This is a genomic window from Novosphingobium naphthalenivorans NBRC 102051, from assembly GCF_001590985.1.
Classification (GTDB): domain Bacteria; phylum Pseudomonadota; class Alphaproteobacteria; order Sphingomonadales; family Sphingomonadaceae; genus Novosphingobium; species Novosphingobium naphthalenivorans.
Window position 1 is genome coordinate 95,879 of record NZ_BCTX01000003.1, and the last position, 19,127, is coordinate 115,005.

At 65.2% G+C, this 19,127-nt stretch carries 13 protein-coding genes; 2 read left to right on the plus strand and 11 right to left on the minus strand.

Annotation, left to right across the window (positions count from 1 at the left end; genetic code table 11):
- Nucleotides 1-38: 38 nt before the first annotated feature.
- The 5 genes from NN5_RS02040 to NN5_RS02060 form a co-directional block, all read right to left on the minus strand.
- Entirely contained in the window at nucleotides 39-1,316 is a 1,278-nt protein-coding gene (locus NN5_RS02040; RefSeq protein ID WP_067732379.1) for a Xaa-Pro dipeptidase, read from the minus strand.
- Complete coding sequence (locus NN5_RS02045; protein WP_067732380.1) at nucleotides 1,313-2,719, minus strand: M20/M25/M40 family metallo-hydrolase; 1,407 nt, start codon at nucleotides 2,717-2,719, stop codon at nucleotides 1,313-1,315. The genes NN5_RS02040 and NN5_RS02045 overlap by 4 nt, the downstream gene beginning before the upstream one ends.
- A 210-nt stretch (nucleotides 2,720-2,929) precedes the next feature.
- Nucleotides 2,930-3,961, minus strand: coding sequence for an ACP S-malonyltransferase (locus NN5_RS02050; RefSeq protein ID WP_067732381.1), 1,032 nt, complete (start codon nucleotides 3,959-3,961; stop codon nucleotides 2,930-2,932).
- Entirely contained in the window at nucleotides 3,961-6,147 is a 2,187-nt protein-coding gene (locus NN5_RS02055) for a thiamine pyrophosphate-dependent enzyme (RefSeq protein ID WP_067732382.1), read from the minus strand. Before NN5_RS02055 ends, NN5_RS02050 begins: the two co-directional genes overlap by 1 nt.
- 45 nt (nucleotides 6,148-6,192) lie before the next feature.
- The gene (locus NN5_RS02060) at nucleotides 6,193-7,395 is read right to left on the minus strand and encodes an acyl-CoA dehydrogenase (RefSeq protein ID WP_067732383.1); all 1,203 of its coding nucleotides are present in this window, start codon (nucleotides 7,393-7,395) and stop codon (nucleotides 6,193-6,195) included.
- Nucleotides 7,396-7,848: 453 nt separating this feature from the next.
- On the opposite strand from NN5_RS02060, the gene NN5_RS02065 reads away from it, so the two are divergent.
- On the plus strand, nucleotides 7,849-9,906 hold the full coding sequence (locus tag NN5_RS02065; RefSeq protein ID WP_084384677.1) for a TonB-dependent receptor: 2,058 nt from the start codon (nucleotides 7,849-7,851) through the stop codon (nucleotides 9,904-9,906).
- An 11-nt stretch (nucleotides 9,907-9,917) separates the two neighbouring features.
- On the opposite strand, the gene NN5_RS02070 is transcribed toward NN5_RS02065, so the two are convergent.
- From NN5_RS02070 to NN5_RS02090, 5 genes are all read right to left on the minus strand, one after another.
- Entirely contained in the window at nucleotides 9,918-12,023 is a 2,106-nt protein-coding gene (locus NN5_RS02070) for a phosphocholine-specific phospholipase C (RefSeq protein WP_067732384.1), read from the minus strand.
- A gap of 22 nt (nucleotides 12,024-12,045) precedes the next feature.
- On the minus strand, nucleotides 12,046-13,041 hold the full coding sequence (gene phnE, locus NN5_RS02075; RefSeq protein WP_067732385.1) for a phosphonate ABC transporter, permease protein PhnE: 996 nt from the start codon (nucleotides 13,039-13,041) through the stop codon (nucleotides 12,046-12,048).
- Nucleotides 13,038-13,817 (minus strand): phosphonate ABC transporter ATP-binding protein, encoded by a 780-nt coding sequence (locus NN5_RS02080; RefSeq protein ID WP_067732386.1) that lies wholly within the window; start codon nucleotides 13,815-13,817, stop codon nucleotides 13,038-13,040. Before NN5_RS02080 ends, phnE begins: the two co-directional genes overlap by 4 nt.
- 12 nt (nucleotides 13,818-13,829) lie before the next feature.
- Complete coding sequence (locus NN5_RS02085) at nucleotides 13,830-14,753, minus strand: phosphate/phosphite/phosphonate ABC transporter substrate-binding protein (RefSeq protein ID WP_067732387.1); 924 nt, start codon at nucleotides 14,751-14,753, stop codon at nucleotides 13,830-13,832.
- A gap of 154 nt (nucleotides 14,754-14,907) precedes the next feature.
- Entirely contained in the window at nucleotides 14,908-17,073 is a 2,166-nt protein-coding gene (locus tag NN5_RS02090) for a TonB-dependent receptor plug domain-containing protein (RefSeq protein WP_084384678.1), read from the minus strand.
- Nucleotides 17,074-17,413: 340 nt separating this feature from the next.
- Here NN5_RS02090 and NN5_RS02095 point away from each other — a divergent pair, with 340 nt between their 5' ends.
- Nucleotides 17,414-18,313: a MurR/RpiR family transcriptional regulator gene (locus tag NN5_RS02095; protein ID WP_067732388.1), complete on the plus strand. Its 900-nt coding sequence runs from the start codon at nucleotides 17,414-17,416 to the stop codon at nucleotides 18,311-18,313.
- A 2-nt stretch (nucleotides 18,314-18,315) separates the two neighbouring features.
- On the opposite strand, the gene NN5_RS02100 is transcribed toward NN5_RS02095, so the two are convergent.
- Nucleotides 18,316-19,047, minus strand: coding sequence for an HAD-IIA family hydrolase (locus NN5_RS02100; RefSeq protein ID WP_067732389.1), 732 nt, complete (start codon nucleotides 19,045-19,047; stop codon nucleotides 18,316-18,318).
- Between the last annotated feature and the right edge of the window lie 80 nt (nucleotides 19,048-19,127).

A 19,127-nucleotide genomic window follows, 5' to 3' on the forward strand; every position in this document is an offset into this window, starting at 1 on the left:
GACGGCCTCGCGCAAGTCCGGCAGTGCCGCAGCGGCGCTCACTTCACAACGTCTCCGACCTTCATCACATGCGCCACGCTCTCCAGCACGCGCACGTTCTGCAGGGGATCACCGGCAACGGCAATCATGTCGGCAAACTTGCCGGCGGTGATGGAGCCCAGTTCCTTGTCGTGGCCGATCAGCGTGGCGGCATCGATCGTCGCCGCACGGATCGCCTGCAACGGCGTCATGCCATAGCGGACCATGTAGGCAAACTGGCGCGCGTTCAGGCCATGCGGATAGACGCCCGAGTCCGTGCCATAGGCGAGCTTGACGCCCATCTTCACCGCCTTGGCGAAACCCTCGCGCTGGGTCTCGGTCGTCTCGCGGTTCTTGCGCAAGTATTCTTCCGGCCAGCCTTCCTTGGTGCCGACGTCGTTGATGTAATCGCCGTTGTAGATGTCCATGACCAGCCAGACGCCCGCCTTCCTGGCCATGCGCAAACCTTCATCATCGATCAGGCTGGCGTGTTCGATACTGTGGACGCCAGCGCGGATCGCGGCCTTGATCCCCTCGGCGCCGTGGGCATGGGCCGTTGCATAGCTGCCATGCGCTTTCGCCACCTCTATGGCCGCGCGCATCTCGTCCTCGGTCAGCTCCGGCTGGCCCGGCTCGGTGCCGATCGCCAGCACTGCGCCGGTGGCAATCAGCTTGAGGAAATCGACGCCATGGCCGAACAGGTATTCGGCCTTGTCATGGGCCTCCTGCGCATTCTTCACGACGCCCAGACGCATGTCGGGCGGGAGCTGGTCATTGGGGACCACGCCGTTCAACTCGCCGCCGCCGCCCGGGATCGTGATATAGGCGCCTGCCACGAACATGCGCGGCCCCGGCACTTCGCCCGCGGCAATGGCATCGCGCAGCGCGACATCGGTCAGCCCGCGATAAGTCCCGACATCGCGCACCGTGGTAAAGCCGGCATCCAGCGTGACGCGGGCGTTCTGCGCCCCAAGCAGCGCGGTGGCCGCGGGCGAGGTCTTGAGCGGAGCGGCAAGGTCCGCGCTCTGGCCGGTATCGGCAAGGTGGGTGTGCAGGTCCATGAGGCCTGGCAGCACCCAATAGGCCGACCAGTCGAGCCGCTCGGCCCCCTCCGGCGTCTTGCCGCAAGGCTCGATCCGGGCGACGCGCTCGTCCTCCACGAGCACGCACTGCCCGGTCTTCACCGCACCGCTTTCCACATCCAGCAAGTGGCCCGCTTCCACGTAGAGCGGCCGGGCCGAAACCGGCGTGGCCGCCAGCGTCAGAGCCAGCGCGGCGAATGTCACCGAATGCCTCATTTCGCGGAGAGATCCTTGTAGAGGCTCAGGTAGTAGGTAATGCCGGGGCGGATATTGAGCAGCGGCTCGCGTTCGTTGAGGCCGTGGGCAAAGTCTTCCGATTCCTTGATCATCGTGGCGCTCGCGCCATAGCTGGGCACGCCCAGCGCGCGATACCACATCGAGTCAGAGGCGCCCGAAGCCTGCATCGGAATGATCGGCACCGGCCCCCAGGCCGCCTTCACCGCCTTGCTCACGGCCGCCACGAATTCCGGGTCCATCGGCGAGGCCGGTGCCATCACCGAATCGTCGCCCGTGACATCGGAGAACTGCGCGGCCGGTTCGGCGGCCACTTTCTCCAGCTCCGCCATGATCTCCTCGCGCGAATGGCCCGGGAAGATGCGGCAGTTGATGTTCGCCGTCACGCTCTGCGGCAGCGCGTTCTGGGCATGGCCGCCCGAAATCATCGTCGGCACGCACGTCGTGGCAATGCGGCCCACCATCGCCGGATTGGCGCGCAGCACCTTGAGCGCGGCAGGATCTTCCGGATTGGCCGCGAAGGCCTTCATCGCCGCGGCCAGTTCGGCATCGGGTTCAAGCTTTGCCGCCTCAGTCCAGTAGGCGCGGGTAATGTCGTTGAGTTCCGGCTTGAAATTGTAATGCCCGATCCGGTCCAGCACTTGCGACATCTGGACAATGGCATTGTCCGGGCGCGGCATCGAGCTGTGGCCGCCGGGGTTGGTGATCTCGATCTTGTAGTCGATGTAGGTCTTCTCTCCGCCCTGCCAGCTCCAGTAGAGCGGCTTGCCGGTTTCTTCCGACAGCGTGCCCGAGGCGCCATCGACATTGATCACGATCTTCGCGTTCTTGAGCCGCTCGGCGATCAGCTTCGAGGTGTCCATCGTGGTTTCCTCGTCACCCGAATAGGCGATCACGAGGCTGCGCTTGGGCTGGAAGCCCTGCCGGCGCAGTTCCATCATCGCTTCCATCGCCAGCACTGCGTCAAACTTGGTATCGCTGGCCCCGCGCCCATAGAGATAGCCGTTCTCCACCACCGGCGTGAACGGATCGCGCTCCCAGTCCTCGGGCTTGGCCTCGACCACGTCCATGTGCGCGGAGACCACCACCGGTGCGAGCGAAGGGTCGCTGCCCGGCCAGGTGGCGATGAGATAGGCAGTATCCTGGAAGGGGACGATCTCGATGGCCTTGGGATCCCACCCGCCCTTGATCAGCGCCTCGCGGAACAGTTGCGCCACTTCGGGGGTCTTGTTGCCTTCACCCTTGACCGAGCGCAGGGCGATGGCCTGCTTGGAAAGCTCCAGCACCTCTTTCTCCGCAACCGGATAAGTCTTCGCGGCCAGGCACGGCGAGGACAGGAGGAGAGCCGGGGTCAGCACAAAAACAGGAAGCGATCCGAAGCGCATTTACGTTTTCCTTGAAAGATCAGCCACCGGCGAGGCGGCCGTGGCCATGGGAGAAACTTACCGCGCGATCCCACGATCGCAAGGTGGCGCACGCGAACAAATCGCGCGCAAAAAGCAGGAAGGCGGCAGGCAGGCGCCCCCCGCTGGCAACAGCCGGTCCGCCTCGGCGACAGCCGCCAGACCGGCCGCCCGGCCCCGGCGCGAAACCGGTCACTTCGTCACCTGTCCGCGCTGGTCGGCCATACCCATCGACACGAGCAGGGGCTGGCTGTCCTGCCGCGTGCGGAAATCGTCCTTGCTGCCGAGCCCCTGCCATTGGGCGAGGATCAGCGACTGGGCCACGGCACCGCCCAGGGTCGTGCCGGGCCCGAGGATCACGAACAGATCGGGCGCAAACTCGCGCGCGGCGACTTGCAGGGCCTTGGTGAAGTCGTACGGGCAAGTGACTTGCTCGCCCAGCGTATAGGCATAAAGCGCCCGGCAATCCGTGGCGCCGGGATTCCAGATCTTCCCCCGTCCATCGATCATCGGCAGGCCGGGTTGCCCGAACAAGTCCTCCGGCAATTGCGCCCGCCCTTCGGCAGCCACCGGCTCCTGCAAGGGCGTATGGAAGGCCGCATGATTGCCCAGCCGCATCGGGAAGCGCTGCTGCACCGGCTCGACGGCCTTCTCGAACGCCTCAAGCCCGGCAGCGTCACCGGCGATCACCAGCATCCCGCCCAGATCGATCGACAGATAAAGCTCCCGGCCCGCCTCCGCCCCGATCCGCGCGACGAGATCGAGCAGCTCCCGCTTGCGTTCCGGCCGGGGCACCCAGTCCTCGTCCACCCAGGGGTAGATCAGCTGCCCGCCGATCAGCGAGCGCTGCATCAGCGTTCCCATCGTATTGGCCACCTGGAACCCGGCCTCAGGCGTCAGCGCCCCGCCGCAGGCAAGCGCGGTGTACCAACCCATCGAATTGCCGGTGACGGCGACGATCTCGATCTCGTCGCGGTCGATCGCCAGAAAGTCGCCGTAGGAGGCGGCGAAAATCAGGCCCGAGGCATTGTCCCCGCGCGTATGCTTGGCCATGGAAAACCGCGCCGCCCCGTCGAGCGCGCTCAGCGCCTCCTGACCGGCGGCCTCGCGCCGCGCATCGAACCGGGCCAGCAGATCCGGATCGGGAAAGCGGCGGCCGAGATAGCCAAGCTCGCTGGCATTGTACGTCCCCCGGCCGGGGCAGATCGCAACCGCTGTGAGCATCAGTCTTTCCCCAGAAGCTGCAGCGCCGCAGCGACAATGGCATCGCGCGAAGGCATCGTTGCCGCGTAGGCGGGGCCGGTCGGGATGAAACTGTCCTCCGCCGTCAGCCGGGCGTGCGGCAACACCGTGCGTTCCGAAACGAGCGTCATCAGCGCTTCGGCCAGACCACCCGTGCGCCGGGTCTCATCGACGATCAGGACCGCACCGCATCCTTCCAGAGCCTCCACGATCGCATCTTCCGGCAAGGGCGAGAGCCAGCGCAGATCGATAATCCGCACTTTCACGCCCTGTTCGGCCAGAATGGCACGCGCCTGATGCGAGAAATAGGCCCCGTTGGCGAATGTCACGATGGCAAGGTCCGTGCCCTCGCCATGCACGCCGACTTGCCCCAGCGCGATCCGCTCGCCGGGCTCGGGATACGTCGTCATCCAGAGCCCGTCGCCCGGTTCGTGCAGGTCCCGCATGGGATAGAGCGCGATCGGCTCAAGGAACACGACCAGCCGCTGCTCCTCGCGCGCCAGCCGCACGCATTCGCGCAGCATCAGCGCTGCGTCGCGCCCGTTGGACGGGCAGGCAAGGATCAGCCCCGGAATGTCGCGCAGTACCGCCACCGAATTGTCATTGTGAAAATGGCCCCCGAAGCCCTTCTGGTAGCCGAGCCCGGAAATCCGCACGACCATGGGATTGGTGAACTGGCCGTTCGAGAAGAACGGCAGCGTCGCCGCCTCGCCCCTGAGCTGGTCCTCGGCATTATGGAGATAGGCGAGGAACTGGATTTCCGGCATCGGCACGAAGCCGTTGTGCGCCATACCGATCGCCAGCCCCAGGATCGACTGTTCATCCAGCAGCGTATCGATCACCCGGTCCCGCCCGAAGCGCGACCAGAGCCTTTGGGTCACGCCATAGTTGCCGCCCTTGCGCCCGATGTCCTCGCCCATCATCACGATCTCGCCATGCTCCAGCATGAGATCGGTCAGCGCCATGTTGATGATCTTGACCATCGGCTGCGGTTTATCCAGCGCCGAAGCGTCGGCCCCGAACACTTCGGCGCGCCAATCCGGATCGGGTCCGTTACCGGGGCGGCACGCGCGTTTCGGCGGGATCAGGCTGGCCATGACCTGCCGCGCATCCTGCAGGCGCGGGCGCGTGATGACTTCGGCCGCGATCCGCTTCACGCGGGCACCGGTCGCTTCATAGACGGCAAGCGCCTCTTGCGGGGCCAGAGCCCCGGCTTCGGACAGTTGCCGGACCATGTGCAACAGCGGATCGTGCGCTTCTTCCGCCTCGACTTCCTCGCGGCCCAGATAGGCAAGCGGCATGTCGGCCCCCGCATGGCCGTAAAGGCGGATCGTGCGGATATGCAGGAACGCGGGCTTGCGGCGCGTGCGCACGTAATCGGCCGCTTCCGCCACGACGCGGTAAGTCTCGTAGATATCGAGCCCGTCGCACGCGAAATACCTGAGCGCGGGCCGGTGGGAGAACGCCGCTTGTATCCAGCCCGAGGGAGTCTTGGTCGAAATGCCGATGCCGTTGTCCTCGCAGACGAACAGCAGCGGCAGAGGCACCGACTGATAACTGGTCCATTGCGCCGCGTTGAAGGCGCCTTGCGCGGTGGAATGGTTCGCGGAGGCATCGCCGAACGAGCCCATTACGATCGCATCGTCCGGCATCGTCTGGAATTGGGGCGGGTGCCTCCTGGCAAGGCCCAGCGAATAGGCCGCGCCCATCGCCTTGGGCAGATGGCTGGCGATCGTCGAGGTCTGGGGCGGAATGCACAGCGCTTTCGAGCCGAGCACCTTGTGCCGCCCGCCCGAGATCGGGTCTTCGGACGAACAGGCGAAGGACAGCAGCATATCCCAGGCGATGGTCTGCCCCGGAACCTGTTCCGCCCGCTGGATCTGGAAGGCCGCGTCGCGATAGTGCAGGAACGCCATGTCCGCCGGGCGCAGCGCCGCGGCCACCGCCGCCATGCCTTCATGCCCGGACGAACCGATGGTGTAATAGCCCTGCCCCGCCGCCTGCATCGCCCGGCTTTCCCGGTCGAGCGCGCGCGTCAGGCAGGCCGACCGGAAGATGGACACCGCCAGTTCATCGCCGAGCGGTCCGGACGGAGGACTGCCGGCCGGAAAATCCGCTTCCGCAACCCGGCGCAGGAAGTTCTCATGTACGATGGCAGCGCGGTCCATGGCCCTATGTCCCTAGATGCTGGGTGTCCCTAGATGCTGGCGTCCTCAGAAGAAGGCTTGCAGACCGGTCTGCGCCCGGCCGAGGATCAGGGCATGAACGTCATGCGTGCCCTCGTAGGTATTGACCGTTTCGAGGTTTATCATGTGACGGATCACCTGAAATTCCTCGGAAATGCCATTGCCGCCGTGCATGTCGCGCGCCATCCGCGCGATATCGAGCGCCTTGCCGCAATTGTTCCGCTTGATCAGCGAGATCATCTCGGGCGCGGCCTTGCCCTCTTCCATGAGGCGACCCACGCGCAGACAGGCCTGAAGGCCAAGCGTGATCTCGGTCTGCATGTTGGCAAGCTTGAGCTGGAACAACTGCGTCTGGGCCAGCGGCCGGTTGAACTGCCTGCGATCGAGCCCGTACTGGCGCGCCGCGTGCCAGCAGAACTCGGCCGCGCCCATCGCGCCCCAGGCAATGCCATAGCGCGCACGGTTGAGGCAGCCGAACGGCCCCTTCAACCCTTCGACACCGGGCAGCAGTGCGTCTTCGCCCACTTCGACGCCGTCCATCACGATCTCGCCGGTGATCGAGGCGCGCAGCGAGAGCTTACCGGCGATCTTGGGAGCGGAAAGCCCCTTCATCCCCTTTTCGAGCACGAAGCCCCGGATCGCCCCGCCGTGCGCCTCTGACTTGGCCCACACCACGAAGACATCCGCGATCGGCGCATTCGAGATCCACATCTTGCTGCCGTCAAGGACATAGCCACTCTCGACCTTGCGGGCTACCGTGCGCATACCGGCCGGGTCTGAGCCCGCATCGGGCTCGGTCAGGCCGAAACAGCCGATCAACTCGCCGCTGGCGAGGCCGGGAAGGTACTTTTCCTTCTGCGCCTGCGATCCGTAGGCATGGATGGGGTACATCACCAGGCTCGACTGCACGCTCATCATCGAGCGGTAGCCGGAGTCGATACGCTCGATCTCGCGCGTGACGAGCCCGTAGGTCACATAGCCCGCGCCCAGCCCGCCGAACTCTTCCGGGATCGTCACGCCCAGCAGCCCTGCCCGCCCCATCAGGCGGAACAGTTCCGGATCGGTGGCCTCCTCCCGGTAGGCCTCGATGACGCGCGGCTGCAGCTGGGCATTCGCGAATTCGCGCGCGGCATCCCGCAACATGCGCTCGTCCTCGGTAAGCTGGTCTTCGAGGTAGAAGGGGTCGGACCAATCGAAGGCCGAAAGCGAAGGGCCGTGACCGTCAGACATGAACGTAACTCCTCAGAGAAAGCGGAAAGAGGGTGTTGCCATCCGCAGCGATACGGGGAACAGGGACGCACGGGGCAGGAACCACGCAAAAGATCGGCCCTTTGTCCTTCCGCCGCACATCCATGACGCGGGAACGACGCAGGGGAGATTGAACAGGCATGCCATTTCCGGGCCTTGGACTCAGCACAGCATTGGTTCCTCTCGCAAATCTCTTGCCGCGGCACACGCCGTGGGATTTCAGCCGCCGCCCTTTGCGCTCTCAAGGCAGAGCAACGTACAATCAAACGACTGAAAAGAAACTATTCCCTCAGGGAATACCATCAGCATCCGCAGCAGCCTTACCCCGGAGCACCAAGGCCCAGAAGCGATAATGTTATTCCATCAGAGAATATTATTATGAATCAACGTAAGATAGCAACGCCGCAGGAGCAATCCCTGTGGGCAGGCCCCGCCATGAGCTGGCCCGGTGGTTTGTCCAGCTTGCCCGGCCCGATCGCCCTGACCGTCACCCTGGCCGCCACCCTGGCCGTCACCCTTGGCTGCGCCAGTCCCGCGCGGGCCCAGGAAGACGAACCGGCCAGCCCGATCATAGTCACGGGACAGGGACTGGACAGCGGCCCCGCGTTTCCCGCCTACGACGTGACCACGATCGAACGCGAAGCGCTTACCGCCAGCGCCTCGGGAAGGATCGAGGATGTCCTGTCCTCCGTTGCAGGTTTCGCGCAGTTCCGCCGCTCCGACAGCCGCTCGGCCAATCCTTCGGCTCAGGGCGTGACATTGCGCGCGCTCGGCGGCAATGCCTCCAGCCGTGCGCTCGTGCTGCTCGACGGCGCGCCCATCGCCAATCCGTTCTTCGGCTATATCCCGCTCTCGGCAATCAGTCCGGACCGGCTCGCCAGTGTACGCGTGGTGCGCGGCGGCGGCATGGGCGCCTTCGGCATGGGTGCGGTTTCCGGCACGATCGACCTGACCAGCGCGGGGCCGGACGAGATCGGAACGCTCAAGGGAGAGGCCCTGATCAACGATCGCGGCGAGACTCAGGTGTCCGCCACCAGCGCGCCCCGGCTGGGCGAAGGCTTCGTCGTGGCCAGTGTGCAATGGGACAAGGGTGACGGCTTCTGGACCACCCCGAAAGATCAGCGCGTCAATGCCTCCGCCCGCGCTGCCTATGAAACATTGTCAGGCAGCCTTCGCGCCGTCGCGCCGCTGTCCGGCACGATCGAGATCCAGGCCTCGGGGCTGGTCTATGACGACAACCGTACACTGCGCTTCAAGGGCGCGGATTCCACCTCGTCAGGCCAGCAGGGCAGCTTGCGGCTGGTCGGCCGGGGAGACTGGCAATTCGATGTTCTGGGCTATGTCCAGGCACAAGACTTCTCGAACATCGTCATCAGCTCCTCCAGCTACAAGAAGACGCTCGATCAGGCCAAGACGCCAACGCTGGCCATCGGCGGCAAAGCCGAAATCCGCCCTCCGGTGGGCAATGCGCACGTGCTGCGCCTCGGCACCGACCTGCGCCTGTCGCAGGGGCACCTTGTCGAGCTGCCTTATTCCACCGCAACCGGACTGCCGACTGCCTTTCGCCGCGCCGGTGGCGACCAGTCCGATCTCGGCTTCTACGCCGAAGACGACTGGACGCTCGGCGCGCTGGTGCTGACCGCCGGGGTCCGGGGCGATCGCTGGACGATCCGCAACGGTTTCTACCGCGCCCTGACAGCATCGGGCGCTGTCAGCGAAGACATCGCCTATGCCAATCGCTCGGGCTGGAACGCCAATGCCCGCGGCGGTCTGGTCTGGCACGCGAGCGAGGCGATTTCCGTCCGCGCCGCAGCCTATACCGGGATGCGCCTGCCGACGCTCAACGAACTCTACCGCCCCTTCGTGGTCTTTCCGGTGAGGACCGAGGCCAACGCCGCCCTCAAGCCTGAACGCCTGCGCGGCTACGAGGCGGGCATCGAAGTGCATCCTTCCGATGCGATCTCGCTGTCGCTGACGGCCTTCGACAACCGGCTCAAGCACGCCATCGCCAACGTCACGATCGCCACCAACCTGCGCCAGCGCCAGAATGTCGATGCGATCCATGCCCGCGGCCTTGAAGCCTCGGCCGATCTGACCTTCGGCACGGTCAGCCTGAACGGCTCGCTGTCCTGGACCGATTCAAAGGTGGAGGCCAGCGGCGATCAGGCCGCTCTCGACGGTATGCGCCCGGCCCAGGTCCCCAGGATCGCCGCCAGCGCCACCCTTGCCTGGATGCCGCGCGGCGGCTGGCGCCTTGCCGCCACCCTCCGCCACGTCGGCGCGCAGTACGAAGACGACCTGCAGACCAACCTCCTGCGCGCCGCGACCACGCTCGACGCCTATGCGCGGGTGCCGCTGACGGGCCCCTTCGCGCTCGTGCTGCGCGGAGAGAACCTGACTGATGAGACCATCGTCACCCGCAACCAGTCGGGCTCAATCGATCTGGGCACGCCAAGAACGCTCTGGGCCGGGTTTGCCATAAGCTTCGACTGATAAGCCGGCGTTCAGGCCGCGATCAGCGGATCGCTCACGCCATGGCCGCCGTCTTCAAGGCGGCCTGCCAGCCTCACGCTCCCTCCCGGCCCGGTGATCGCGAAATCATACCAGCGCTGGGTTTCGGCGACGGGCCAGCGCAAATGCTGCGCCGCGCCCGCGCCGATGCGGACAGTCTGCGGCGGATTCGCGCCGTATTGATCGCCGCCGACCGTCAGTTCCGCAGGACCCGAAGCCGGATTGCTCAAAGCCAAAACGAGCGCCTTGTCCTTCACATCGTAGCGAGCCGTCAGCGCGGGCAGCGCATCGGCCCGGTCCGCCGTGAAGGACCGCCTGAACCCATTGGGGCCGAGCACCAGAAGATCGAAGCCCTGCCCCTCGTGCGGTTCCCAGGTATCCGCCAGCGCCTTGCCCGCTTCCACGCAATAGCGGCGGGGAAGCCGATCGAGGCGGTGCGTGTCGTAAACGTGGAAGACGGCACCTGCCTTGCCCTCGTTGACGAAACGAAGCGTGACGGAACCGGCCGTGGCACCGGGCGCGGCATCGACATGCAGCACATAGGGCAAGGCGCGCGAGCGGCGCAGGCCCGGTTCCTGCGACGGGTGCGCACCGGCGCGCGGCGGCAGGATCCTGGGCCGCTGCAGATGCAGCGCCAGCGCTTCCTTGGAGCCTGTCGCATCCGGCAATTGCGGGAAAGCCCGGTCCGCTTCCATGCGGAAATCAAAGCATGACGTCAGATCGCCGCACATGGCCCGGTGCCAGGGGCTGATCGCCGGGATGGTGACGCCGAAACGCGCTTCGAGGAAGCGGCCGACCGAAGTGTGATCGAACGCCTCCGAATTGACCCAGCCGCCCTTGCTCCACGGCGAGACCACGTACATCGGCACGCGCGGCCCCAGCCCCCAGGGCCGCGTGGTGCCGGTGATCGCGTCGTCGCGCGAGGTGTACTTGTCCTCGTGATCGTCGAAGTATTCGCCGTCGAGCGGGAACGTCGCCTTGCCCGCCAGTGTCCCGTCCTTGTTGAAAGAGGGCGGCGCGGGCGGCGGGACATGATCGAACAGGCCGTCGTTCTCGTCGAAAGTCTGGAAGAAGACGGTGCTGGCCCAGACCTCCGGGTTGGCAGTCAGCGCATCGAGCACGCGCGCGGTGAATTCGGCGCCTTCGATCGGAGTCGAGGCGGAAGGATGCTCAGACCATTCCCTGGGCGGCAGCACCCAGGACACCGCCGGCAAAGTGCCGTCCTTCACATCCTGTTCGAGCTGTTCGAGCGACCAGTGGCGCATACCGCGTTCATAAAGTGCGTCGCCCGGCTTGCAGGTGCGGAAGCCCTCGAAGGCCAGGCCGCCGTGCATCGCGCCGGTCCAGTTGTCGTTGGGGTCCTGATAGATGCGCCAGCCGATCCCCTGCTGCTCCAGCACTTCGGGGATCGTCGCCCATTCAAGGGCGTTTCCGGCATAGGTATAGCCCGGCTCGGGCAGAGCCCCCTTGATCCAGCAGCGCAGGTTGTTGGGCTCGGACTTGTCGTCACGGCAATTGACGCCGCGTGCGCGCTCGCGCGGATCGAAGCTGGAGCCGGACCAGAAGACAATGCGGTTCGGGTCCGTCCCCGAAGTGACTGAGCAATGGTAGGCGTCGCAGATGGTGAAGGCTTCGGCCAGCGCGAACTGGAAGGGAATGTCCTCGCGCTTGAAATAGCCCATCGAATAGTCGGTCTTGTACTTGGGCCAGAGGCCGAAGTTCCCCTGGTTCCAGGCTGCCTGCGCATCGGCGAAGGAATGCGGCGTGCCGGGGACCTTCATCGCGTTGGTCGCCTCGGTGTCGAGATGGAACGGCGGCAGCACCCGCGCGCCGTTGGACTGGTCCCAGACCGTGCGCCCGTCCGGCAGCGGCACCGTGTGCCTGTCGCCGAAGCCGCGCACGCCCTTCAGCGTCCCGAAGTAGTGATCGAAGGAGCGGTTCTCCTGCATCAGGATGACAACATGCTTCACGTCCCGGATAGTGCCGGTGACGCGCCGCGCCGGAATGGCCAGCGCTCGCCCGATACTGGCGGGAAAGGACGCTGCGGCGCCGAGCACGCCGGCAGCCTTGAGGAAATCGCGCCTGTTGTTCGTCACCATGGATCTCTCCTGCGGGAAGGGGTCAGAGAAAACGCCGCCGCAAGCGGGCGGAAATCTGGTCGAGGATCAGCACCACCAGGAAAATGGCGATCAGGATCGTGCCGACGTAGCCATATTCGTACATGTCGTAGCGGCCCTTCAGCTCCTGCCCGATGCCGCCGGCACCGACGAGGCCGATGACCGTCGCCATGCGGACATTGCGGTCGAGCACATAGAGCGTCGCGCCGATGTATTGCGGCATCGCCTGCGGCAGAACGGCAAGGCGCCAGATCGCGAGCCGCCCGCCGCCGATCGCCGCCAGCGCCTCCTGCGGCCGGCGGTCGGCGTTCTCCGTATCGTCGGCGTAGAACTTGCCCAGCACGCCCACCGCGTGCAGGCCGAGCGCCATGAAGCCGGCGATCGGGCCGAAGCCGTAAGCGATCACCAGAAACAGCGCGCTGATCAGCTCCGGCAAGGCACGCAGGAAGCTCACCATCGAGCGGGCCAGAAAACGCACGCCGCCATAGGGCATGACATTGCGGGCGCCGAGCAAGGCCAGCGGAAGGCCGAAGAGCATACCGATCAGCGTGCCCCAGAGCGCGATTTCCAGCGTTTCGAGGATCTTGATCGCGACATGGCCCAGATAGCCGAAGGGCTGGACCAGATACGTCCTGGCAACAGGCCGCGCCGTCATCTCCAGCGTTTCGGGATCAAGCGTCTGCTCGCTGCTGCGCACCTCTTCCAGATAGGCGAAAGGCGGCAGATGGGCGGGATCGAAGTTCGCGATGCGCGATACGTCCTGCCGGTCGGAAACCTGCAGCGGGAACAGGCGCGCCAGAACATTGCCTTGTCCGCTGTCCGAGGGGCCCTTGCCGAGCAGCGCCGCGCCGGTCAGCGACAGCATCCGCCCGGCCTCGACGCGTCCGCCGGTGTAGAACAGCAGCGCCAGCGCCGCGATCAGGACCAGCACGCTGCGCGCGCCGAACGGCTGAGGATAAATCCAGCCGGGCGCGCCACCGATGGGAGCAGCGGCCTTCATACCGCCTCCCGCAAAGGCAGGCCCGCATGAGGCGCAGGCACTTCATCCTTGGCGTAAATGATCGCCACATCCCGCGCGTTGAGCGCTTCGGGCGGCCCGTCGAAGATCACACGCCCGCGGTGCAGCGCAACGATCCGGTCAGCAAAGGCACGGGCGAGATCGAGCTGGTGCAGGCTGCACAGCACAGTGGCGCCCCGCTCGCGCGCCTGCGCCTTGAGCAGTTCGAGCACCTCGCGCCCCAGCGCCGGGTCCAGGCTCGCCACCGGCTCGTCTGCCAGAATGACCGCCGGATCGAGCATGAAAGCCCGCGCCAGCCCGAGGCGCTGCTGCTGGCCGCCCGAAAGCTGCTCGGCCCGGCGGCGCAGATGCGCTTCGTCCAGCCCCACCGCCTTCAGCAGATCGCAGACCTTGTGCTTGAGGCTGGCGGGATAAAGCCCGGTCAGAACCCGCCAGAGCGGGAGCACCGGAACCGCCCCCGCCATGACATTGGCCGCGCCACTGGCCCGCGGGACAAGGCCGAAATGCTGGTGCACCATGGCAATGCGGCGGCGCAAGGCCGGCAGCGACGTCCGGTCGACCGGCCGCCCGTCAATGGAGACGCTGCCGCTGGTCGGTGTCTCCAGCCCGTTGACACAGCGCAGCAGCGTGGACTTGCCCGCCCCGGAATGGCCGAGCAGGACGCAGAACTGCCCGGCCGGAACCGTCAGTTCAACCTCGCGCAGGGCCGTCGTGCCGTCGGGCCATACCTTGCCGATGTTGCGGAAGTGGATTTCCATGGTCCGCCCTCCTCAGCGCTCGGACGACTTCTTGAGGATTTCGCCCTTCAGCTCATCGCTCACCAGCGCCATCTTGCGCGCCGCGTCGTCGAAGCGTTCCGCGGGGAACGCCGAGTCATAGCCATCGACCTGCTTCCCGCCGTAACCACGGATCATCTCAGGGCGGATCCCCGGCGCCTTCGCCACATCCGCGAAGGCCTGACGCAGCTTCGTCTTGAGCGCCTCGGGCAGCTTGCTGTTCATGACCAGCGGCGGATAGGGAATCGGCTCGCTGCGCGCGATAACCTGTACGCCCTCCACCCCCGGCACGCCTTCGCGCACCGCCTTTTCGAAGGAATCGAACGAAAGCGCCGCGGCGTCGACGCGCTTTTCGAGCAAGGCCGCCAGACTGTTGGCATGGCTGCCGGTCAGCCGCAGGGCGCCAAGGTCCGTTACCGGATCGAGCTTTGCCTCGACCAGCATCGCGACCGGAATGACAAACGAGGACGTGGAGTTCACGTCGCCCAGCGCAAGGCTCCGTCCGCGAAGGTCGCCGATCGCGCGGACCGGCCCGTCCTTGCGCGCGAAAATGCCCGCGAAGTACTCGGACTTGCCGTTCTCCACCGCCACGGCCAGCAATTGCGCGCAGCCGCGCTCCTTGGCCTGCAGGTACGTGACCGGACCAACAAAGGCGACATCCGCCGTGCCGTTGCACAGCGCCTCGACGACAGCGCCATAGGACTGCGCCACCTTGAGATCGAAATCGATGCCCGCCGTCTTGCCCACCGCCTGGAACACCGGCTTGTAATCCGCCAGCGTCCCGCTTTCGGTGCCGCCATCGGCGGGTATCAGCAGGACATGGAGCGGAACAGCGCGGTCCGTGTTCTCCTGGCCCGAACAGGCCGCCAGTCCGGCCAGCACCAGTATCGCCAGCGCCCGAGCGAAGATCCTTCTCATTATCGTTTCCCCTGTACCGCGCATAAGCGCGCGCCGGTCGCTAGGCGGCCGGCATGACAAGAAGGTGAAGGCTGATGCGGGGGACTGAACGCAGACACGGCGGCTCCGGAAATCGATCCGGGCGGACCACGACCCGCCCGGATCTCCACGAGGCTCAGAAGCTGGTGGTGTAGGAGAAGAACACGCTGCGCGGTTTGCCCTCGAACGGATAGCCGAAGTAGTAGTCCGGGCTCTTCGTGGTCATCTCACCGCGAATGAAGGCCGAACTGAAGCGCATGTTGCCGTAGCCGTAGCGTTCGGCATACTTCTCGTCGAAAATGTTCACGAAACGCAGCTGGAAACGATGCTGCTTCTCGTCACCCGCCCAGAAGGCGATCGAGCCGTTCACGACGAGATAGTTGCCGAAGTTGTGGCGCAGACTACCGCCGACACCACCCGTCGCATATTCCGGTCCCTGATAGCGCGGGAACAGGTTGACGTGGAAGCGATCGTCCGGCGAGCTCCAGGCGGCCGTGCCCTGGATCATGTATTCCGGCGTCTCGTTGATCTGCAGGTCCGAACCCTTGAGGTGGGCCTTCTGGCGCGTGTAGCCGAGATTGAAGGTCCACTGGCTGCCGATCGCCAGGTTCAGGTCGGCCGTCAGGCCACGGATCTGCGTGACGGCGGTATTGTTGTAGTAGGTGTTCGGCGTCAGGCCCGAGGTGGACTGGATACGGTCGGAAATGTCCGTATGGAACAGACCCACTTCGCCGCTGAAGTTGACGTTGCCGAAGGTCTTCGCAAAGCCGATCGCGCCGTTGTAGGTTTCCGTCGATTCTGGCTTGAGGTCCGGATTGCCGACGCGGTCCACAGTGTCCATGAACAGTTCGTTGGTCTTGGGCAGGCTGTAGGAGGTGCCACCGTTCGCGCGCAGGTAGAAGGCCCCGATCGGCTGCCTGAACCCGAACTTCCAGATGAACTTGGACCCGAATGACTTGGCGAAATCGACGCGCCCGGCAAGGCTGACCTTGGTGTTCGGACTGAACGGCAGAACCGGGCGTGCATCCAGATATACGCCGGTCGTGTTGTCCCAGGCATGGCTGATGTTGAACACCGGATCGGAGTCGTTGCGGAACGAAGTGCGCTGCACGCCGAAGACCGCTTCGCCCACATTCGGAAGCGTCAGCGTGTTGCGCAGGTTCAGGCCGTACTCCATGAAAGCGCTGACCTTGGAATCCTCCCCGAAACCCTTGTTGGGATAAGGAATGGAACGGCCGGTCGCGTCACCGAAGGCAATGGCAGCGCCGGTCGCGGGGTCGATGCAACCTTCCGACTGACGGCAGACCTCGGCATAAGTCTCCGTGTTGTTGAGCTTGGGATTGCTCCAATAGGCGGAGAACTCGGTCAACAGCTTGTCCGACCAGCGGTGGGTAATGCTGCCGTCGATGATCGGGTAGCGAACGCGGTTGGGAGAGATGACCTCGTTGTCCGGGAACGCGTCGTCGAACTCGATCTGCGTGTACTGGCCGTTCAGGCGGATTTCTGTCGCATCGCTCGGCTTGAACAGGAACTTCATGCCGACATTGGTGCGGTTCAGCGGGTAAGTGTGAATGGCGCCAGCCGCGGCGACATTGTCCACGAAGTCGTCGGGGTTGAACAGGCGCGGACCATCGGTGTCCTGCATGCTGCCATAGACCATCGCGCTGATGCGGCCGTCCTTGTCCAGCGTGCCGCGGGCATTGCCCCACAGTTCGCGCGAATTGAACGAGCCATAGCTGGCGCCGAGTTCGACCTTGTTGGTGCCGTCGGGACGCTTGGTGACGATGCTCACCACGCCGATGCCGCCGTTCGAACCGAAGAACAGGCTGTTACCGCCGCGGAACACCTCGACGCGCTCGATCATGTGCGGGTCGATCGTCGTCGTGCCCCAGATTTCCTCCAGCGCCGGCCCGCGGTCATAGAGCGGCACGCCGTCGAGCACGACCAGCGTATCGCGGTCGCCGCCGCCATCGAGACGGATCGTGTATTCGCCTTCGTCGGGCGAATATCCGATGTTGGCGCCCTTGATCAGGAACTGGGCGAGTTCGGCGAAGTTGCTGGCGCCGCTGGCCTCGATCTGCTTGGCGTCCACGATCTGGACGTAATTGCCGAATTCGACGGCTTCTTCAGCCACCTGCGTCGCTTCGACCGCCTGGCCGGTCACGACGATGGTCGAGGGATCGGCCGCCGAGTCAGCGTCGCTTGCCGCGTCCGCGGCGCGAGCCGGAGCCGCGCACAGCAGAGCGCCCGTCGCCGCCGATGCCAGAATGTAGGTCAGTTGATGTTTAAAGCGCGTGTTCACCGATCATGCCCCCGCAAAGGAAAAGGTATCTCGCGCAGTTTCCGGACTTCGCCGCATCCGAGCCCGAGCAGAGGCTCAGCGGTTGCGGTTCCGGCACTGGCGATGCCGGGGAACTAGAGATTCGATGTGACAGTTGAGTGAATGTTTCTCAATTTATATATCATTAAACATGAGATATACGCACTCGTGATTGAGCAGATCATGCTCGAACCCCCGGATTTCCGCGCCCGGCGACCGCTTTTCAAAGTTGAGTTTCACTCATGTCTGGCCAGAAAGAGTTTGAGCATCCATAGTCAGGCCCAGCGAATCCCTGCCCAAAAATCCCGGAAAGCCCTCCTGCATGGCCAACACTTCGAAACCACAGAACGGACGAACCAGCCCGGCCGACACCCGTCCTGTCGAAAACGCCCTTGGCCGCATCCGGATCGCCCTGCCGACCATGGCCCGAAGCGCCCAGCGGATCGCCGAATTCATCCTGGAGCGGCCCGAGGACATAGTCGGCATGTCCGTGACCGAACTGTCCGAAGCGACGGGCGTCAGCGAAGGCAGCGTGATCAACTTCTGCCGCAGCATCGGCCTGTCCGGCTTCCAGCACATGAAGCTGAGCCTCGCGCAGGAAATCGTGCAGCCGGTCCAGTTCATCCACGAGGACCTGGACCGCAGCGACGACATGGAAACCGTCTGCCGCAAGGTCTTCCATTCGGGCATTCAGGCGCTGCGCGATTCGCTCTCGGTGCTCGATCCCGTCTCGCTGTCGCAGGCGGTGGACGCGGTTCGCAGCGCGAAGCGTGTGGAAATCTACGGTATCGGCTCCTCGGCGCCAATCGCCGAAGACACGCATTACCGGATGCTGCGGATCGGCCTGGACGCGCGCGTGGTCACGGACAGCCACGTCCAGGCCATCAGCGCCTCGCAATGCGATCCCGACGTGGCGACGATCACCATCTCGCACAGCGGCGCCACGCACGAGACCGTCACAGCCACGAAGCTGGCAAAGGAAGCCGGCGCCAAGACGATCGTCGTCACCAATTTCGCGCGTTCGCCGATACAGGCCCATGCCGACATCGTGCTGTTCACGATGGCCCGCGAAACGCGATTCCGCACCGAGGCCATGACCAGCCGGATCGCGCAGCTTTGCGTCATCGACGCGCTGATCGCCGGCCTCGCCCTGGCCGACTACGATCACGCCACCGACGTGCTCAAGAAGACGTTCGACGTGCTCTCGATCAAGCGTTTCTGACCTTACGCCGCGACCGGCTCCAGCAGGTCGAGCAGGCTGAGCCGGGAAGCGCCACCGATCAGGATCGGCCTGATGCCAAGCTGGGCCGCCCCTTTGCCATCCGTTTCGGGATTGTCACCGATCATCACCGCCTCCCCCGGCGCGATCGCCAGCCCCTCGCACGCCCGCTCGAACAGCATGGGACAGGGCTTGCCTATCACGCAGGGCTCCACGGCCCGTTCGCCCACACAGGCCAGCAATGCCGCCAGCAGCGCGCCGGTTTCCGGCACCACCCGGTTACAGGCCCCTGGGTGAGTCCGGTCGGTGTTGGCAACGATCAGCCGGGCGCCCTGCCGCAAGGCATTGGCCGCCCTTTCCAGCTTCCCATACGTGAAATGCGCATCGCGCATGAGGACCACGGCCTCGGGGTTCTCCTGCACGAGGCGCAGCCCCAGCGAGCGGGCAAAGCCGCGCATCCTCGGCACCGAGCACAGCATCACCCGCCGGACGCCCGACTGCGCAACGCTGCACAGAGCCTCCACGCCCGCAAGGAATATCCGGTCCGGCGGGAAAGCAACCCCGTGCCCGGCCAGAATCTCTTCGAGATCGGCCGGCAAGTGCGTCGAATTGTTGGAAACGATCGCCACCCGCTCTGCATTGCGGGTGATGAACTGCTTCGCGCCGGGAAGAATGCGGTTGTTGACAGCGATGCAACCGTCCCAGTCCAGGAGGACCCCGCGCGCAGCGCTGAGCATGTCACGCTCATCCAAACCGTCCCCACCACGCTGCCTTACGGACAAATTCTACTCCTCTGGCTCGATAAAGCACGGCGCCG

Bases quoted from the DNA above. Each gene is read 5' to 3' on its own strand.
- NN5_RS02080 (WP_067732386.1), bottom strand. From the start codon at position 13,817: ATGGAAATCCACTTCCGCAACATCGGCAAGGTATGGCCCGACGGCACG.
- NN5_RS02085 (WP_067732387.1), bottom strand. From the start codon at position 14,753: ATGAGAAGGATCTTCGCTCGGGCGCTGGCGATACTGGTGCTGGCCGGA.
- NN5_RS02065 (WP_084384677.1), top strand. From the start codon at position 7,849: ATGAGCTGGCCCGGTGGTTTGTCCAGCTTGCCCGGCCCGATCGCCCTG.
- NN5_RS02070 (WP_067732384.1), bottom strand. From the start codon at position 12,023: ATGGTGACGAACAACAGGCGCGATTTCCTCAAGGCTGCCGGCGTGCTC.
- NN5_RS02050 (WP_067732381.1), bottom strand. From the start codon at position 3,961: ATGCTCACAGCGGTTGCGATCTGCCCCGGCCGGGGGACGTACAATGCC.
- NN5_RS02095 (WP_067732388.1), top strand. From the start codon at position 17,414: ATGGCCAACACTTCGAAACCACAGAACGGACGAACCAGCCCGGCCGAC.
- phnE (WP_067732385.1), bottom strand. From the start codon at position 13,041: ATGAAGGCCGCTGCTCCCATCGGTGGCGCGCCCGGCTGGATTTATCCT.
- NN5_RS02040 (WP_067732379.1), bottom strand. From the start codon at position 1,316: ATGAGGCATTCGGTGACATTCGCCGCGCTGGCTCTGACGCTGGCGGCC.
- NN5_RS02055 (WP_067732382.1), bottom strand. From the start codon at position 6,147: ATGGACCGCGCTGCCATCGTACATGAGAACTTCCTGCGCCGGGTTGCG.
- NN5_RS02060 (WP_067732383.1), bottom strand. From the start codon at position 7,395: ATGTCTGACGGTCACGGCCCTTCGCTTTCGGCCTTCGATTGGTCCGAC.
- NN5_RS02045 (WP_067732380.1), bottom strand. From the start codon at position 2,719: ATGCGCTTCGGATCGCTTCCTGTTTTTGTGCTGACCCCGGCTCTCCTC.
- NN5_RS02100 (WP_067732389.1), bottom strand. From the start codon at position 19,047: ATGCTCAGCGCTGCGCGCGGGGTCCTCCTGGACTGGGACGGTTGCATC.